Below are 16,442 nucleotides of genomic sequence, written 5' to 3' on the forward strand. Positions count from 1 at the left end.
CGTCACATTTCCTCCACCGCCTCGACCCCGAGAAGGGCCAGGCCGTTGCGGACAAGTTGCCCGATCTGCGCCGCCAGGAAAAGGCGCGCACCCGTCAGCTTGGCATCCTGCGCGTTAACAAACCGCTTTTCCACCCTGTCGTTGCCGAGGTTCCAGTATCCGTGGAACGCGGCGGCCACGTCGCCGAGGAAGAAGGCGATGCGGTGCGGTTCGCGCGCCGCGGCGGCAGCCTCGACGATGCGGGGGAACTGCGCGGCCAGCTTGACCAGCTCCAGCTCCTCCTCGCCCAGCAGTTCGACATGATCCGCAGACGGCGTGAAGCCGCCCTCGGCCAGGCCCTTGCGCAGCGTCGAGTGGACGCGGGCATTGGCGTACTGCACGTAGAACACCGGGTTGTCCTTCGACGCTTCCACCACCTTGGCGAAGTCGAAGTCCATCTGCGCTTCGGGCTTGCGGGTCAGCATGGTGAAGCGCACCACGTCCTTGCCCACTTCGGTGACGACTTCGGCCAGCGTCACGAAGTTGCCCGAACGCTTGGACATCTTCACCGGCTCGCCGTCGCGCAGCAGCTGGACCATCTGGACCAGCTTGATCTCGAACGGCGTCGGCGCTCCGTCAGCGCCGGTCATGGCGGCGACGGCGGCCTTGATGCGCTTGACGGTGCCCGCGTGGTCGGCGCCCCAGATGTCGACGAGGGCGTCCGCGCCCTGCGCCTTCTGGAAGTGATAGGCGAGGTCGGCGCCGAAGTAGGTCCAGCTGCCGTCCGACTTCTTGATCGGGCGGTCCTGATCGTCGCCGAACGCGGTCGACTTGAACAGCGGCAGTTCCACCGGCTCCCAGTCCTCGGGCGTCTTGCCCTTGGGCGCTTCGAGCACGCCGTCGTAGACGAGGCCCTTGGCCCGCAGCCACGCCTCGGCCTCGTCGGGCTTGCCGCTGGCCTGCAGTTCCGCCTCGGACGAGAACAGGTCGTGGTGGATGCCGAGGAGCGCGAGGTCTTCCTTGATCATCACCAGCATCGCGGCGACCGCCTTTTCGCGGAACAGCGTCAGCCATTCCGATTGAGGCGCCTTGGCGTACCTGTCACCGAACTCGGCGGCGAGCTGCTGGCCCACCGGCACGAGGTAGTCGCCCGGATAGAGCCCCTCGGGGATCGCGCCGACATCCTCGCCCAGCGCCTCGCGGTAGCGGACGTGGGCCGAGCGGGCGAGCACCTGCACCTGCGCGCCCGCGTCGTTGACGTAGTATTCCTTGACGACCTTGTGGCCCGCGAACTCCAGCAGCGTCGCCAGCGCATCGCCGACGACCGCGCCGCGGCAGTGGCCCATGTGCATCGGGCCGGTCGGGTTGGCGGAGACGTACTCGACGTTGACGGTCGCGCCGCCGCCCATGGTCGAGCGGCCGTAATCCGCGCCCAGCGTGGCGATGGCGCGCAGTTCGGCCAGCCATGCGGCAGGCGAGAGGCGCAGGTTGATGAAGCCGGGACCGGCGATTTCCGCCGAAGTCACCGAATCGAGCTTCGACAGTTCGGCCACCAGCGCCTCGGCCAGATCGCGGGGCTTCAGGCCAGCGGGCTTGGAGAGGACCATCGCGGCGTTGGTCGACAGGTCGCCGTGCGAGGCATCGCGCGGCGGCTCGACCGTGATCGCGCCTCGCTTGAGGCCGCCCGGCAGCGTGCCCGCTGCTTCCAGCGCATCCAGCGCGGCGGAAAGGTGGCCTGCAAAGGCGGCGTAAAGGGTTTCGGTCTTGCTCATGACGCGCGCGGATAGCGGATGTGCGCGCAAAGGGGAACAGGGCGTCGCATGGCGCGCAATGCTGCCCATGGAGCGCGCCAGAACGAGACGGGGTTTACACGGTTTACACGGTCCAGAGGGGAAACACGGGGTTTCGGGGCCGGATGTGTCGCCTTGGGTGCCGCCTTGCGGGCGGACCTGTCGCCTTGTGGCGGGGATGTGTCGCCTTGCGTGGGGCCCGTGTCGGCTTGTGTGTCGCCTTGCGTGTCGCCTTGTACGGCAAGGGTGTCGCCTTGCGCGGCGAACTCCAGCGCCTCCTGCCAGACCCCGGCGAAGACGGGGCCAAGGCGGGCGCGCAGGCGATAGGCGGACTGGCGCCCCATCCCCACCATGCGCGCCGCCGCCGCGACGGTATGCCCGCGCGCCAGTTCGTTGAGGAAGGCGACCATCTTGTCGCGCGTCCAGCGGTATTCGGCGTTGGGGCGGCGGGTGCGGGGCGTGCGGAGTGTCGTCATGCGCGGGACGCTAACCCGCAGGCGGGGTTGTAGGAAAACGGTTCTTGGGGGGCGTGCCTGCGCTCTTGCCCCTCCGTTCGCCCCCCTACCCTTCGTCATTGCGAGGAGGCGCAGCCGACGAAGCAATCCAGCGACGCGCAAGCCGGTGTGGATTGCTTCGCTACGCTCGCAATGACGAAGGTAGGAATACTAACGCCGCGGCGGCGTCACCGCGATCCAGCCGCTGCCGATGCGGCGGAAGGTCAGGGGCAGGTCGGGGAAGCCCTCGGCGCGGAGGCGGGCGGCGACGTGGTCGCGGTCGAACACCAGCTTGTTGTCGTGCTCGCCCCAGAAGATCGTCGGGCAGTTCCGCGACAAAGAATGCGAACCTGCCGGAGCCAGCCGGAAGCCCAGCCTGTCCGCCACGGCGCGATAGGCGTAAGGCACCACCCGCGCGTTGTCCTGCGGCTGGAGGGCGAGCACGTCGTCGTTCCACCAGTCGCCGCCGTGGATCACGGTGCCCGGGCACAGCGCCGCCTCCGCCGCTACCGCGCGCCCGCTGGCAAACCAGCTGCGATGCATGACGGCGGAGGTGGTGCTCTGGATCAGGCCGGGAATGCTCGCCGCCGCCGTCACCGCCAGCGTGAGCGCGCCGATGCGCGGCCCGAGAGCGCGCAACATCCGGGCAAACGCCAGCGCCAGACCGACCATCTCCATGGCGACGAGCGCCATCAGGTACTTCTCGATGACGAGAGGCCGCAGCAGGTGCAGCGCCACGAGGCCGACGATGGCCAGCACCCCGCCGCCCACCAGCAGCGCCAAAGCGCCCGCCTCTGCGCTGGGTTGGCGCCGCAGCGCCACGTCGCGGGCCATCAGCGCCGCGCCCGCCAGCGCTCCGGCGAGCAGCAGCGGGTTGGCCTCCGCCGTGCGCAGGACCGCATAGTGCATCGCCCAGTAGGCAGGCGCGAAGCCCTCGCCGATCCAGAACACGGTGGTGTTGCCCAGCCAATAGGGGAGCTGCACGGCGGCGACGGTGCAGAGCACCAGCCCGCCGACCAGCGGCGGCAAGGCGATGATGCGCGCCTCCGTCAAGTCCCGGCGCAGCAGCGCGGCGGCGAGGAACGGGGCGACCAGCGCGGCGGCGGTCAGCGAGGTCACGATATGCGTGTTGAACGCCAGCAGCGCCGCGATCCAGTAGACCGCGCGGCGTCCTCTACTCCCACCGCTGCCGGTCATGCGGATCGCGCAGAGGCTCAGCGCCAGCACCGCCCCGGCGCAGAGCGAGAGGAAGTAGGACCGCAGCTCCGTCCCCGCCAGCATCGTCCAGTGGTTCGCCGCCACCGCCATGACCAGCGCGGTGCCGGTGGTCGCAAGGCGCGGCACGTCGCGGACAACGACGATCCCGCCCGCCACCGCCAGCGCCCCGATGCCGAGGTTGAGCAGGCGATGGTACTCGATCTCCCCCAGCCACGCGCTCGCCCGCGCGAGGGCGTAATAGAGCGGCGGGTGATTGTCGGGCAGCCAGCTTCCGGTCAGCGCCGTGCCCCATGGCAGTTCCGGGCGGGAGACGAACTGGGTGTAGAACTCATCGTACCACGGCCCGCGCTGGAAGCAGCCCCACGCCATGACCGCCGCGACCAGCGCCAGCATCGCCACGGTCAGGACGCGGGCGAACGGCAGGCGAAAGGCGGCTGGAAACGGCAGGACGGCACTCCGCGACGGGATCGGACAGGGTCTCGCTCTAGCCCGGGAAGGCAAACCAAGGGTTAACCGTGCGCGCAACCGGGCACTACCCGCCCCCTGTCCAAAGCAGCGCTTTTCGGCTAACGGCGCGCGATGCAAACTTCTGCGACTCCCCCTGCTGCGGCTCCAAAGACCTACCGCGTCAAGAGCTTCGGCTGCCAGATGAACGTCTACGACGGCGACCGCATGGCCGAACTGCTCGCCGAACAGGGCATCGCCCCCGCGCCCGAGGGGCAGGACGCCGATCTCGTCGTGCTCAACACCTGCCACATCCGCGAGAAGGCGGCGGAGAAGGTCTATTCCGACATCGGCCGCCTGCGGCGCGAGGATGGCTCCTCGCCGCTGATCGCCGTCGCCGGCTGCGTCGCGCAGGCCGAGGGGGACGAGATCATGGCGCGCGCGCCCGCCGTGAAGATGGTCGTCGGCCCGCAGGCGTACCACCGCCTGCCCGAGATGATCCGCGCCGCCTCCTCCGGCCAGCGCGTGACCGACACCGACATGCCCGCCGAGACGAAGTTCGACGCGCTCCCCCGCCGCAAGCGCTCCGGCCCCACGGCGTTCCTGACGGTGCAGGAAGGCTGCGACAAGTTCTGCACTTATTGCGTGGTGCCCTATACGCGCGGCGCCGAAGTATCCCGCCCGCACGCCGCGCTGATCGACGAGGCGCTGCGGCTGGTCGATGCCGGTGCGCGCGAGATCACGCTGCTCGGCCAGAACGTCAACGCCTGGACCGGCGAGAACGCGAAAGGGCACACGGTCGGCCTCGACGGGCTGGTGCGCGAACTGGCGGCGATCCCCGACCTCGCGCGCATCCGCTACACCACCAGCCACCCCAACGACATGACGCAGGGCCTGATCGACGCCCATGGCGAGGTCGACAAGCTGATGCCGTTCCTCCACCTGCCGGTGCAGGCGGGCAACGACCGCGTGCTCAAGGCGATGAACCGCAGCCACACGACCGCCAGTTATCTGGAGATCCTCGACCGCGTGCGCGCCGTGCGCCCCGACATCGCGCTGTCGGGCGACTTCATCGTCGGCTTCCCCGGCGAGACCGATGCCGAGTTCGAGGATACGCTCAAGCTGGTCGATGCGGTCGGCTATGCCCAGTGCTTCAGCTTCAAGTATTCGCCCCGCCCCGGCACGCCCGCCGCGACTATGGGCGATCAGGTGCCGGTGTCGGTTATGGACGAGCGGCTCCAGCGCCTCCAGTCCGCGCTCAACCGCGACCAGTACGCCTTCAACACCGCCACCGTCGGCAAGGTCTGTGACGTGCTGGTGGAGCGCAAGGGCAAGCATCCCGGCCAGTGGCTCGGCAAGTCGCCGTGGCTCCAGTCGGTCCACTTCACCGGCGAGGCCGAAGTGGGCCAGCTGGTCCGCTTCGAGATCACCAGCGCGGGGCCGAACAGCCTCGGCGCGGTGCCACTCGCCGCGGAAGTGGCGTGAGCCGCCAGCCACTCGTCCTCGTCCCCGGCCTGACCTGCGACGCGGAAGTGTTCCGCGCGCAGACTGCGGCTCTGGCGGACGTGGCGGACATGACGGTGGCCGATACCCTCAGCGACGATTCCATCGCCGCGATGGCCGAGCGGCTGCTGGACGACGCGCCGGACCGCTTCGCCCTAGCCGGGTTCTCGATGGGCGGCTACGTGGCGATGGAAGTGATCGCCCGCGCACCCCATCGGGTCACGCGCATCGCCCTGCTCGACACCAACGCCAATGCCGACGACGCGGGCCATGCCGCCGTGCGCCGCGCGGCGGTGAAGACCGCACAGGAACGCGGTTTCGAGAAAGTGCTGCGCGGCAGCCTCGGCCTGCTGGTGCATCCCGGCGCCGACCCCGCCATCGGCGATGCGGTGGTGGCGATGGCCCTGCGCGTCGGCATCGATGCGTTCGAGCGCCAGCAGCGCGCCATCGTCGGACGCCCCGATGCGCTGCCGGGCCTCAGCGCGATCGCCGTGCCTGCGCTGGTGCTGGTGGGCGCGCAGGACCGCACCACCCCGCCGCGCTATGCCGAGACGATTGCCGAAGCCGTGCCCGGCGCGGTGCTGCGGCGGATCGAGGACTGCGGGCACATGGCGCCGATGGAGCAGCCCGATGCGGTGAACGCGGCGCTGCGGGAGTGGCTGGCAAGATAACGTCAAAAAAGCCCCGCAGCTTTCGCCACGGGGCTCTCTCGTCAAACCTGACGCTTCTTACCAGAAGAAGCCGTTGTAGACCGTGACCACCCGGCCGTTGCGCGGGTTCACCATCACGATGTCGTTGTTGTAGCGGATCCAGCGGTGGCCGGCACGCGGGGCGGGCAGGCGGTAGCGGGCATAGTCACGCACCCAGTAGCGGTCGCCGTAATAGGCGCGGTCGAAGCGGTGGCCCACCGCGACCGGGCGATAGGCATAGCCACGCGGGCCGACGTAGGCGGGGCGGTGATAGACGTTGCGGTTGGAGCGGCGATAATCGCGCCAGTCCTCGCGCAGCTCCTGGCGGGAATCGCGCAGGTCGTGGCGGGCATCGCGGACGTCGCGGCGGTCGCCGTAGCGCTGGGCCTGGCGCAGGTCGCGCTGGTCGCGGCGCACGTCGCGGGCGCTGTCGCGGACCTCGCGGGCGCTCTGGGCGGAGGCCATGGTGGGGACCGCCAGCGTGGGCAGTGCGACGCTTGCAGCCAGGGCCATCATGAAGAACTTGCGCACCGTTATTCTCCTTCTTCGAAAACTCAGGGCCTTGGTGGCCTTGTTGTGATTGCACTTCTGCACACCCCCTCCTGAACGACCCGGGAATGTGGCGTGCAGCCGCCGGACATAAGTGTCGCACCCCTGCGACAGTTGCAGACGCAAGCGCCGAAATGCGCAGTTATCCCCGGCGAAACGAAAGAAATTTCCGGCGCGCCTCCTTGCAGCATGCGCCATGCAGAGCCATCTTCACGACAGAACGAGACTCCATCTCGCATGAAAGGAGCACATGGCCCGCAAAGCAGCTCGCGCCGTTGATCCGGCTCAGTTCCGCCCCGAAACCCATCGTCGGGCGCGTGTCGAAATAGAGTTCGACGAACCCGTGCTGCTGGGGGCCGTCTTCGGCCAGTTCGACGCCAATCTGGTGCAGGTGGAAAACCGCCTCGGCGTCTACATCTCGGCCCGTGGCCACAAGATCCAGATCGAAGGACCGGACGACGCCGTCGCCCGCGCCCGCGACACGCTCAAGGGCATGTACCACCGGCTCGAGATGGGCCAGGCACTCGACGCCGGAGCCATCGAATCGCTCATCGCGATGAGCAGCGAGCCCACCCTCGAAGGCATCATCACCGGTGACGCGGGCGCGCCGCCGATCATGATCCGCACCCGCAAGAAGACGATCGTGCCGCGCTCCGCGACGCAGATCGAATACATGCGCCAGCTCGCCAAGTCGGACGTCATCTTCGCGCTGGGCCCGGCAGGCACCGGCAAGACCTACGTCGCCGTCGCGCAGGCGGTCAGCCAGCTGATGACCGGATCGGTCCAGCGCCTGATCCTCTCGCGCCCCGCCGTCGAGGCGGGCGAGAAGCTCGGCTTCCTGCCCGGCGACATGAAGGACAAGGTCGACCCCTACCTGCGCCCGCTCTACGACGCGCTCTACGACTGCATGCCGCCCGAGCAGGTGGAGCGTCGTCTGGCGAACGGAGAGATCGAGATCGCGCCGATCGCCTTCATGCGCGGCCGCACGCTGGCGGATGCCTTCGTCATCCTCGACGAAGCGCAGAACACCACGCGCGAGCAGATGAAGATGTTCCTCACCCGCTTCGGCCAGAACAGCCGCATGGTAGTGTGCGGAGACCCGCGCCAGGTCGACATCCCCGGCGGCGACCGCCACTCCGGCCTTGCCGACGCGGTATCGCGACTGGAAGGCGTGGAAGGCATCGCCGTCACCCGCTTCACCGCGGCAGACGTGGTGCGCCATCCCATCGTGGGGCGGATCGTCGAGGCTTACGAGGGGCCGACGGAGTAACGCCCTGCGCGGATGGGCCCTTCGCTCGGCTGCGACCCTTCGACAAGCTCAGGGTGAGCGGGCTTGAAGCGTGCAGCCCCACACCTCGTCATTGCGAGCGCAGCGAAGCAATCCATGTCGGCGCCATGCGGCTGGATTGCTTCGCTGCGCTCGCAATGACGAACTTCTATTTTCTGCTCAGGTCGAGAGCGCCCGCCTGAAGACCGCCAGCGGTCCCGGATCAAGTCCGGGACGACGCCATCACGCCTCTCCGCCCCTCACTCCTCCTTGAGCGACTGCGCCTTCTTCGCCTCGCCGTCGTCCAGTTCCTTGCGCGAGATGCCGAGCAGTCCGGCCAGCTTGTCCTTCTCGGCGGGCTTGAGGTCCGCATAGGCGCGCGGGGCGGGCAGGTTGGCGGTGGAGGCCTTCACCTTCTCGACGATGGCGGGCATCTCCTTCATCAGCCGGGGCATCAGCGCCTGCATCCGGTTCATCACTTCGGGCGACATCATGATGATGTAGGATTCGGCCGCATAGGCCTTGCCGGTGGGCGTGGCGAAGAAGGCGTTCATCTCCTGAAGCTGCTTCGCGTCGAACCGCCCGGCATAGGCGCTGGCGAGCCCCTCGCGGATGTCGGGCTCGAACTGGGTCATCAGGCCCATCATGTCGGTCATCATGGTGCGGGTGGACACCTGCATGCGCTGCTTGAAGGCGGGATCGTAGATCTCCATGATCTGCGCCATGGTGCCGCTGCCCAGTTGCGAGGTATCGACGCCGCTGATCCCGGCAAGATCCTTCAGCGGCATCTGCATCATGGAGTCCATGATGGAATCCATCATCTTGTCCATCGTGCCGTTCATGATCCGCCCGTAGGTGCCGAGCGGGAACACGTAGTCCACCGTCTGCTTCGCGGCAGCAAGGCGCGCCGGATCGGTCGCGACAGGCTCTGCGGCGAAGGCAGGAGAAACGGACGCGAGCAGGGCCGCGCAGGCGGTGAGGACGAAGCGCATCTGAGATACTCCCATGGGGTCCGCATGAACGGGACGGCGCGATGCATATCCCGTTCGCCGCAATGGGAAAAATGAAAAGGGTGCCGGTCACGCGATGGCGCGCGCAGCGGGGGCTTCGACAAGCTCAGCCTGACCGGAATTAGAGGTAATCTCCAAAACCCGCTCAGGCTGAGCTTGTCGAAGCCCCCTCGGCAGGGTCCAACCTATCCCGCTCGCAATGACGACGGTAGGGTAATGGAAAGGGCGGTGGGCCCTTACAGCCCCGCCTGCAGCAGCCACTCGTGGAAAATGCGCACCGGGCGCGATTCCAGTGACTTGGGGCGGCAGACGAACCAGTAGCGGTACGGGCTTTCCACCTCGACGTCGTAGAGACGCGCCAGCCGCGTGTCGTGCGCGCGGCGGAAGTGGTCGTCGTGCATGATCGCGATGCCGAGGCCCTGCGCCGCCGCTTCCAGCACGAGCTGGCCGGAATCGAAGCGATCGACCGAGGCCGGATCGAGGTCGGGCATGTCGATCGCCCGCTTCCACGCCTCGAGGCTGTCGGGCAGATCCTGATGGATCAGGAAGGTCTGACGCGACAGCTTGGCCTCGTCCGGCACCGAGCCCATCTCGTCCGCCAGCGCCTGCGAGGTGATGGCGTAGACCTTGTTGTGATCGAGCTGGACGCGGTAATACTGCGGGTCCGGCTCCTTCGCCAGGATGATCGCCGCGTCGAGCGTATCGCCCACGCGATCCTCCAGATGCGCGCCGGTGTCGATGTCGATGTGCAGGCGCGGGTGCAGCTTGCGCAGTTCCGGCAGGCGCGGGAACAGGCGCTGGCCGCCGAACAGCGAGGGCACGCCCAGATGCAGGCGCAGCACCTGCCCGCGATCGATCTGCGCCTCGACCGCCTCGGCCAGCTCCTCCAGCTTCGGGGCGATGGCGGTGTAGAACGCTTGGCCCTCGTCGGTCAGCTTCATCGCCTGGTGCTGGCGGGTGAACAGCCGCTTGCCGGTGAAGTCCTCAAGCGCGGCGACGCGGCGCGACAGCGCCGAGGGGCTGAGCGCGAGTTCGTTGGCGGCCGCCTTGGCGGAACCGAGGCGAACGACGCGCACGAACGCTTCGAGCGCGCGCAGAGGGGGTAGACGACGTACAGGCAATAGACTGTCTTTTCACTCAGCTGTGGCCATCGCCGGAAGCCCGGCGACGACGGTTACTCTGCCTCTCTCTCCAACTCTTCCACCGGCGGATGCAGCCGAAGCCGCGTCACGCGCCGTTCGTCTCCATCGGTGACCTCGATCTTCCAGCCGCTGTCGTGGTCCAGGACGGCGCCCACTTCGGGCACCTGCCCGGCCAGCACGAAGGCAAGGCCGCCAAGGGTTTCCACCGATTCCTCGACTTCGGCAAGGCGCGGATCGATCCGCTGCGCCACTTCGTCGAGTTCCGCTCGGGCGTCCGCGTCCCACATCCCGTCGTCGATTGCAACCAGCAACTCCTCGGGAGCATCGTCGTGCTCGTCCTCGATGTTGCCGACGATCTCCTCCACCAGATCCTCGATGGTGATGATCCCGTCGGTGCCGGTGTACTCGTCGATGACGACCGCAAGGTGCGTGCGCTGGGCGCGCATGTCGGCCAACACGTCCAGCGCCCCGCGCGACTGCGGCACGTAGAGCGGCTGGCGCATCAGCGTGGTCCAGTCCTCCGGCGGCGGCGCGCCGCGCGCCAGCAGCGGGAACACGTCCTTGATGTGGATCATGCCCTTGATGGCGTCGAGCGTCTCTCCGTAGACCGGCATGCGGCTGTGGCCGTGCTCGGCGAAGGCTTCCACCACGTCGGCCCAGCTGGCCGATGCGGGAATCGCCACGATCTCGCTGCGCGGGATCGCCACGTCGTCCGCGTCGTGCTCGCTGAAATGCAGGAGGTTGCGCAGCATCTGCCGCTCGATCGGCGAAAGATCGCCGCTGACGGTCGAGGCGCCCTCGGGATCGCCTTCGTGCTCGTTGATGACCTCTTCAAGCTGGGCTCGCAGGGACTGGTCGCCCTCTGCCTGGAAAAGCCGCTTGAAAGCACGCCAAAGCGTGTTGGTACTGTCGCCTTCTCCGGAAGCGGAGTCGGTGTGGCGGCCATTGTCGGCCATCGTTCGGTATTACCCCTGTTGCCTAAGTGCGGTCCCCATATGGGTCGGGAATGCCTAAAATCGCAAGTGCCTTTGTTTCGAGCGCTTCCATCGCCTCGGCATCCTCGTCCGAAGTCTCGTGGTCGTGCCCCGCCAGATGGAGCAGGCCGTGGATGATGAGGTGGCTGGCGTGGTGCTCCACCGGCACCCCCTTCTCCGCCGCCTCGCGCGTGCAGGTCTCGCACGCGAGGGCAAGGTCGCCCAGCATCTCGGGCGGGCCGTCCTGCGCCAGATCGAGCAGCGCGTCGCGCTCCAGCATGGGGAAGGAGAGCACGTTGGTCGGCTTGTCCTTGGCCCGCCATTCGCGGTTGAGGACGTGGACCTCCTCGTCGCTGGTGAACAGCAGGCTGGCGGTGAGGCGCGGGTTGTCCAGCTCCGGCGCCAGCGTGACGAGCGCCTCCAGCGCCGCTTCGGCAAGGTCGGCCCAGTCGGTGCCGGGTGCCCAGGGGGCTTCGATGTCGATTTCGAGATCCATCGCCGGGCTTTATCGCGGGGCGCGGTGCGGGTCGAGCGCCATGCGCGCACTCCCCCACCACTTCGTCATTGCGAGCGCAGCGAAGCAATCCAGCGACCTCGCGCAACGCCGGATTGCTTCGCTGCGCTCGCAATGACGAAAGGAGGGATGCGTCCGGCGAGAGCCTCGGGGAGAGAGGAAACGATCGACGAAACCCCGCCGGACAGCGCCTTCATACCCCACCCCGGACGCGCGGCCCATTGTGCCAAGGGCCAGCTTGCCATACCGGGCGCGGCATGAGCAGGCTCGATTCCCACCTCGAGGCGGCGCTGGAGCGCGTGACCCGCGCAGGTCGGCGGCGCGAGCTTCGCGCCACGGCGCTGCTGCCGCAAGGCCGCGTGGAGCGCGCCGGGCGAACGCTGATCGACTTTTCCAGCAACGACTACCTCGGCCTCGCCCGCCATCCGCTGCTGGTGGAGCGCTCCGCCGAATGGGCCGCGCGCGACGGCGCGGGCTCGGGCGCATCGCGGCTGGTGACGGGGACGAGCGCGGCGCACCTCGCCTTGGAAGCCCGGATCGCGGCGTTCAAGCACTGCGAGGCGGCGCTCATCTTCGCGAGCGGGTGGCAGGCCAACGCGGCAGTGATCCCGGCGCTGCTGGCGGCCATTCCCGGCATCGCCGTCTTCACCGACCGCCTGATCCACGCGAGCATGCACGCCGGCATCGCCATGGCCGGGGCGCGCCAGCACCGCTTCCACCACAACGACCTCGACCACCTCGAAACGCTGCTGGCGGAAAAGGGCGCCGACGCCCCGGCCCGCCTGATCCTGACCGAAAGCGTGTTCTCGATGGACGGCGACCGCGTCGACATCGCCCGCCTGACCGAGATCGCCGAGCGCCACGACGCCGCCCTCTTCGTCGACGAGGCGCACGCGACGGGCGTGCTCGGCCCGGAAGGGCGCGGGCTTTCGGCACTGGTGCCGGGCAAGGTCGATCTCGTCATGGGCACCTTCAGCAAGGCGCTGGGCGGGTTCGGGGCCTATGTGGCCGGGTCGCGCGTGCTGATCGACTACCTCGTCAACGCGGCGAGCGGGTTCATCTTCACCACCGCGCCGCCGCCCGCCGTGCTGGGCGCGGTCGATGCCGCGCTGGACCTGATCCCCGGCATGGATGCCGAGCGCGCGCACCTTGCCGCGCTGGGCGAGCGTCTGCGCGGTGGCCTGACGCGCCTCGGCCTCGACCACGGCGCGTCCTCGACCCAGATCGTGCCCGCCGTCATCGGCGCGGAGGAGGATGCCATGGCGCTCTCCGCCAGGCTGGAGGACGCGGGCTTCCTCGCCTCCGCCATCCGTCCGCCGACGGTGCCGCCGGGCACCAGCCGCCTGCGCATCGCCCTGCGCGCCACGCATGAAGAGGGCGACATCGACGCCCTGCTCGCCGCGATAGAGTCGCTTCGGTGAAGCTGCTGTTCGCCCACGGCTGGGGCTTCGACCGCACTTTCTGGACGCCGCTGATCGCGCTCCTGCCGGAATGCGAGGCCGTGACCGACGACCGCGGCTACTTCGGTGCGCCTGCCGAACCTCTCGTCGAAGGCCCCTGCATCGCGGTGACGCACTCGTTCGGGACCATGCGGGTGCTCTCCGCCCCGCCGCCGGGACTGGTAGGCGTCGTCGCGATCAACGGGTTCGAGCGCTTCAGCGGCGATACGGGCGTCCCCGTCCGCGTGCTCGACCGCATGATCCGCCGCTTCGCCACCGACCCGCGCGCGGTCCTCACCGAGTTCCGTCACAGCGTCGGCTGCACCGACCCGTTCGGCGAGATCGCCCCCGAACCGCTCGCCGCCGACCTCCTGCGCCTGCGCGACGCCTGCGCGACGCTCCCGCAAGTGCCGGTACTGGCGATCCACGGCGAGGCCGACCCGCTGCTCCCGCCCGCCATGCGCGCGGCCACCTTCGCCGGGGCCGATGTGCAGCGCATCGACGCGGCGGGCGGCCACCTGCTGCCCCTCGAAGCGCCGGACCTGTGCGCCGCCGCCATTCGCGGGATGCTCGGGCATGTCTAGGCGCGACCGCATCCGCAGCGCCTTCGCCGCCGCGCCGGACTACGACGGCAACGCCCGCGTGCAGCGCGACGTGGCCGACCGCCTCGCCGCGCGCATCGCCGCACTGGACCTGCCCTCCAGCCCCCGCGTGCTGGAGATCGGCTGCGGCACCGGCTTCCTGACGCAAGCGCTGGCCGCGCAGGGCCTTGGCGGCGAGTGGCTCGTCACCGACATCGCGCCCGAAATGGTGGAGCGCTGCAAGGCCCGCCTCGCCGCCCCGCAACCGGGCCGCACGCTGCGCTTCGCCACTCTCGACGGCGAACACGGCACGCCCGGGGGGGCGCCCTTCGACCTCATCTGCTCCAGCCTTGCAGTGCAGTGGTTCGACGATGCGCCCGCCGCGCTCGCGCGCCTGTCGCAGTGGCTGGCGCCCGGCGGCCACCTCGTCGTCACCACGCTCGGCCCCCACAGTTTCCGCGAGTGGCGCGCCGCGCATGAGGCCGAGGGCATCGCCCCCGGCACCCCCGCCTTCGCGCCCGTGGAGAGCTTCGCCACGCTCTCGCCCGAGACGCTTCTGGTGGAAGACCACCTTGAGCGCCACCCCGATCCGCGCGCGTTCCTGCGCGCCGTGAAGGCCATCGGTGCGGGCACTTCCGCCCCCGCGCACCGCCCCCTCACCCCTGCGCAGCTGCGCCGCGTCATGGCCCGTTTCGCCCAAAGCGGATGCGAAGTGACCTACGAAGTCGCGACCTGCCACTTGCGCCGCGCCCCGACCTTTCCTTACGTGAGCCCCTCATGACTTCGCGCCCCATCATCGTCACCGGCACCGATACCGGCATCGGCAAGACCGTGTTCGCCGCCGCGCTCGCGGGTGCGCTGGGCGCGCATTACTGGAAGCCGGTGCAGGCCGGGATCGAGGAGGAAGGCCCCGACGCGCAGCGCGTGGCGTATCTCGGCGGGCTGCCGCAGGGCAAGGTGCTGGCCGAAGCCTACAGCCTCGCCACCCCCTGCTCCCCCCACCTCGCCGCCGAGATCGACGGCGTGACCATCGACACCGACCGCCTCGCGCTGCCGCAGGTCGATGGCCCGCTGGTGGTCGAGGGCGCGGGCGGCGCGCTCGTCCCGATCTCCCGCAGCGAAACCTACGCCGACCAGTTCGCCCGCTGGGGCGCCCCGGTGGTGCTGGTGGCGCGCACCACGCTGGGCACCATCAACCACTCGCTGCTCTCGATCGAGGCGCTGCGTTCGCGCGGCGTCGAAGTGCTCGGCGTCGCCTTCGTCGGCGATGCGGTGGAGGACAGCGAGGCGACCATCTGCGCGATGGGCGGCGTCAAACGCCTCGGCCGCCTGCCCCGCCTCGATCCGCTGACGCCCGAAACGCTCGCCGCCGCCTTCGCCGCGAATTTCCGCGTGGAGGACTTCGCGTGAGTTCGGCGATCTGGCACCCCTTCACCCAGCACGGGCTGGAAGAGCCGATCCCCCTCGTCACCCATGCCGAAGGGGCACTGCTCCACACGGCGGACGGCCGCACGGTGATCGACGCGATCTCTTCGTGGTGGGTGACGACGCACGGCCACTGCCACCCGCGCATCATGGCCGCCGTGGCCGAGCAGGCGGGGAAGCTGGACCAGCTGATCTTCGCGGGCTGGACGCACGAGCCGGCGGAGGCCGTCGCCGCCGGGCTGCGGGCGATCATGCCGCCCGAATTGACGCGGGTGTTCTTCTCCGATTCCGGCTCCACCAGCGTCGAGGTCGCGCTGAAGATGGCGCTCGGCTACTGGCATGCGCAGGGTGAGGCCCGCCACCGCATCGTCGTGATGGAGCATTCCTACCACGGCGACACCATCGGCGCGATGTCGGTCGGCGCGCGCGGGGTGTTCAACCAGCCTTACGAGCAGCTGCTGTTCGACGTCGGCCGCATCCCCTACCCCGCCGCCGGGGCGGAGCAGGTCACGCTAGACGCGCTGGAAGCCCTGTGCCGCGAGGGCGATATCGCCGCGCTGATAGTCGAGCCGCTGATCCTCGGCTCGGGCGGCATGCTGGTCTACGGGCCGGAAACGCTGCGGGCGATGCGCGAGATCTGCGCGCGGTACGGCGTCCTGTTCATCGCCGACGAGGTGATGACCGGCTGGGGCCGCACCGGCACCCTGCTGGCGTGCGAGCAGGCAGGCGTGGTGCCCGACATCCTGTGCCTGTCGAAGGGCCTGACCGGCGGTGCGCTGCCGCTGGCAGTGACGATGGCGACCGAGCCGATCTTCGCCGCGCACTGGTCCACCGACCGGGCGAAGATGTTCTTCCACTCCTCCAGCTACACCGCCAACCCGATCGCCTGCGCCGCCGCCGCCGCCAACCTCGCCATCTGGCGCGAGGAGCCGGTGCGCGAATGCGTCGCCGACCTCGCCCGGCGTCAGGCCGCGTGGCTGGAGAAGCTCGGCCGCTTCTGCCATTTCGAAAACCCGCGCACGCTCGGCACCATCGCCGCGCTGGACCTGCGGACGGGCGGGGAGACGGGCTACATGAACGACCTCGCGCCCCGGCTGCTTGCCTTCTTCCGCGAGCGCGACGCGCTGCTGCGCCCGCTGGGCAACACCGTCTACGTGATGCCGCCCTACTGCATCACCGACGATCAACTCGACGAAGTGTGGAACGCCATCGGCGAGGCCGTCATCTCGTTCTGAGCCGCGCCACAGCGCCGCTTCCCCACCAATGCCGCAACCGATGATCGCGTGGCGAGCAGCGACCACGCGCGCGCTGTAGGCATCGCGCCACACTTCGGGCCGAAATGCGGCATAGGCTCGAAATTGCTATTGCGAATGATCCGCAATCCTACTAGCGGCCCCTGCAATCGAGTGGAAACGCTCCAGGCA

17 protein-coding genes are annotated in these 16,442 nt (G+C 69.1%); 8 read left to right on the forward strand and 9 right to left on the reverse strand.

Annotated features, from left to right (window positions below; all coding sequences use genetic code 11):
- Positions 1-2: 2 nt before the first annotated feature.
- The 3 genes from argS to LO787_RS24010 all read right to left on the reverse strand — a co-directional run bounded on the left by argS (position 3) and on the right by LO787_RS24010 (position 3,874).
- Positions 3-1,751, reverse strand: a complete 1,749-nt coding sequence (gene argS, locus LO787_RS24000; protein WP_232493468.1) for an arginine--tRNA ligase — start codon at positions 1,749-1,751, stop codon at positions 3-5.
- Positions 1,748-2,245, reverse strand: a complete 498-nt coding sequence (locus LO787_RS24005; RefSeq protein ID WP_232493469.1) for a hypothetical protein — start codon at positions 2,243-2,245, stop codon at positions 1,748-1,750. The genes argS and LO787_RS24005 overlap by 4 nt, the downstream gene beginning before the upstream one ends.
- 189 nt (positions 2,246-2,434) lie before the next feature.
- Complete coding sequence (locus tag LO787_RS24010) at positions 2,435-3,874, reverse strand: hypothetical protein (RefSeq protein WP_232493470.1); 1,440 nt, start codon at positions 3,872-3,874, stop codon at positions 2,435-2,437.
- A 186-nt stretch (positions 3,875-4,060) separates the two neighbouring features.
- Between LO787_RS24010 and miaB the strand changes: the two genes are divergently transcribed.
- The gene (miaB, locus tag LO787_RS24015) at positions 4,061-5,410 is read left to right on the forward strand and encodes a tRNA (N6-isopentenyl adenosine(37)-C2)-methylthiotransferase MiaB (RefSeq protein WP_232493471.1); all 1,350 of its coding nucleotides are present in this window, start codon (positions 4,061-4,063) and stop codon (positions 5,408-5,410) included.
- On the forward strand, positions 5,407-6,099 hold the full coding sequence (locus tag LO787_RS24020; protein WP_232493472.1) for an alpha/beta fold hydrolase: 693 nt from the start codon (positions 5,407-5,409) through the stop codon (positions 6,097-6,099). The genes miaB and LO787_RS24020 overlap by 4 nt, the downstream gene beginning before the upstream one ends.
- A 57-nt stretch (positions 6,100-6,156) precedes the next feature.
- On the opposite strand, the gene LO787_RS24025 is transcribed toward LO787_RS24020, so the two are convergent.
- A complete protein-coding gene (locus tag LO787_RS24025) occupies positions 6,157-6,648 on the reverse strand; it encodes an RcnB family protein (protein ID WP_232493473.1) in 492 nt (163 codons plus the stop codon).
- A gap of 268 nt (positions 6,649-6,916) precedes the next feature.
- Between LO787_RS24025 and LO787_RS24030 the strand changes: the two genes are divergently transcribed.
- On the forward strand, positions 6,917-7,936 hold the full coding sequence (locus tag LO787_RS24030) for a PhoH family protein (RefSeq protein WP_232493474.1): 1,020 nt from the start codon (positions 6,917-6,919) through the stop codon (positions 7,934-7,936).
- A 257-nt stretch (positions 7,937-8,193) separates the two neighbouring features.
- On the opposite strand, the gene LO787_RS24035 is transcribed toward LO787_RS24030, so the two are convergent.
- The 5 genes from LO787_RS24035 to LO787_RS24055 all read right to left on the reverse strand — a co-directional run bounded on the left by LO787_RS24035 (position 8,194) and on the right by LO787_RS24055 (position 11,770).
- Entirely contained in the window at positions 8,194-8,925 is a 732-nt protein-coding gene (locus tag LO787_RS24035) for a DUF2059 domain-containing protein (RefSeq protein ID WP_232493475.1), read from the reverse strand.
- A gap of 254 nt (positions 8,926-9,179) precedes the next feature.
- The gene (locus LO787_RS24040) at positions 9,180-10,019 is read right to left on the reverse strand and encodes a LysR substrate-binding domain-containing protein (protein WP_232493476.1); all 840 of its coding nucleotides are present in this window, start codon (positions 10,017-10,019) and stop codon (positions 9,180-9,182) included.
- A gap of 98 nt (positions 10,020-10,117) precedes the next feature.
- Entirely contained in the window at positions 10,118-11,041 is a 924-nt protein-coding gene (locus tag LO787_RS24045; RefSeq protein ID WP_232493477.1) for a hemolysin family protein, read from the reverse strand.
- A gap of 22 nt (positions 11,042-11,063) precedes the next feature.
- On the reverse strand, positions 11,064-11,555 hold the full coding sequence (ybeY, locus tag LO787_RS24050; protein WP_232493478.1) for an rRNA maturation RNase YbeY: 492 nt from the start codon (positions 11,553-11,555) through the stop codon (positions 11,064-11,066).
- 65 nt (positions 11,556-11,620) lie between these two features.
- Positions 11,621-11,770: a hypothetical protein gene (locus tag LO787_RS24055; RefSeq protein ID WP_232493479.1), complete on the reverse strand. Its 150-nt coding sequence runs from the start codon at positions 11,768-11,770 to the stop codon at positions 11,621-11,623.
- Positions 11,771-11,830: 60 nt separating this feature from the next.
- Between LO787_RS24055 and bioF the strand changes: the two genes are divergently transcribed.
- Genes bioF through LO787_RS24080 form a run of 5 tightly spaced genes read left to right on the forward strand, consistent with a single transcriptional unit; the run spans position 11,831 to position 16,253 of the window.
- Complete coding sequence (gene bioF, locus LO787_RS24060; RefSeq protein ID WP_232493480.1) at positions 11,831-12,994, forward strand: 8-amino-7-oxononanoate synthase; 1,164 nt, start codon at positions 11,831-11,833, stop codon at positions 12,992-12,994.
- Entirely contained in the window at positions 12,991-13,596 is a 606-nt protein-coding gene (locus tag LO787_RS24065; protein WP_232493481.1) for an alpha/beta fold hydrolase, read from the forward strand. The genes bioF and LO787_RS24065 overlap by 4 nt, the downstream gene beginning before the upstream one ends.
- On the forward strand, positions 13,589-14,374 hold the full coding sequence (locus tag LO787_RS24070) for a methyltransferase domain-containing protein (protein ID WP_232493482.1): 786 nt from the start codon (positions 13,589-13,591) through the stop codon (positions 14,372-14,374). Before LO787_RS24065 ends, LO787_RS24070 begins: the two co-directional genes overlap by 8 nt.
- Positions 14,371-15,003, forward strand: coding sequence for a dethiobiotin synthase (gene bioD, locus LO787_RS24075; RefSeq protein ID WP_232493483.1), 633 nt, complete (start codon positions 14,371-14,373; stop codon positions 15,001-15,003). The genes LO787_RS24070 and bioD overlap by 4 nt, the downstream gene beginning before the upstream one ends.
- Entirely contained in the window at positions 15,000-16,253 is a 1,254-nt protein-coding gene (locus LO787_RS24080; RefSeq protein WP_232493484.1) for an adenosylmethionine--8-amino-7-oxononanoate transaminase, read from the forward strand. The genes bioD and LO787_RS24080 overlap by 4 nt, the downstream gene beginning before the upstream one ends.
- Positions 16,254-16,442: the final 189 nt, after the last annotated feature.

Source organism: Novosphingobium kaempferiae (genome assembly GCF_021227995.1).
In the GTDB taxonomy this organism is placed as follows: Bacteria; Pseudomonadota; Alphaproteobacteria; order Sphingomonadales; family Sphingomonadaceae; genus Novosphingobium; species Novosphingobium kaempferiae.

Coding starts and splice junctions, on each gene's coding strand:
- argS (WP_232493468.1), bottom strand. CDS start 1,751: ATGAGCAAGACCGAAACCCTTTACGCCGCCTTTGCAGGCCACCTTTCC.
- LO787_RS24005 (WP_232493469.1), bottom strand. CDS start 2,245: ATGACGACACTCCGCACGCCCCGCACCCGCCGCCCCAACGCCGAATAC.
- LO787_RS24010 (WP_232493470.1), bottom strand. CDS start 3,874: ATGCTGGCGCTGGTCGCGGCGGTCATGGCGTGGGGCTGCTTCCAGCGC.
- miaB (WP_232493471.1), top strand. CDS start 4,061: ATGCAAACTTCTGCGACTCCCCCTGCTGCGGCTCCAAAGACCTACCGC.
- LO787_RS24030 (WP_232493474.1), top strand. CDS start 6,917: ATGGCCCGCAAAGCAGCTCGCGCCGTTGATCCGGCTCAGTTCCGCCCC.
- LO787_RS24035 (WP_232493475.1), bottom strand. CDS start 8,925: ATGCGCTTCGTCCTCACCGCCTGCGCGGCCCTGCTCGCGTCCGTTTCT.
- LO787_RS24045 (WP_232493477.1), bottom strand. CDS start 11,041: ATGGCCGACAATGGCCGCCACACCGACTCCGCTTCCGGAGAAGGCGAC.
- ybeY (WP_232493478.1), bottom strand. CDS start 11,555: ATGGATCTCGAAATCGACATCGAAGCCCCCTGGGCACCCGGCACCGAC.
- LO787_RS24055 (WP_232493479.1), bottom strand. CDS start 11,770: ATGAAGGCGCTGTCCGGCGGGGTTTCGTCGATCGTTTCCTCTCTCCCC.
- bioF (WP_232493480.1), top strand. CDS start 11,831: ATGAGCAGGCTCGATTCCCACCTCGAGGCGGCGCTGGAGCGCGTGACC.
- LO787_RS24070 (WP_232493482.1), top strand. CDS start 13,589: ATGTCTAGGCGCGACCGCATCCGCAGCGCCTTCGCCGCCGCGCCGGAC.
- bioD (WP_232493483.1), top strand. CDS start 14,371: ATGACTTCGCGCCCCATCATCGTCACCGGCACCGATACCGGCATCGGC.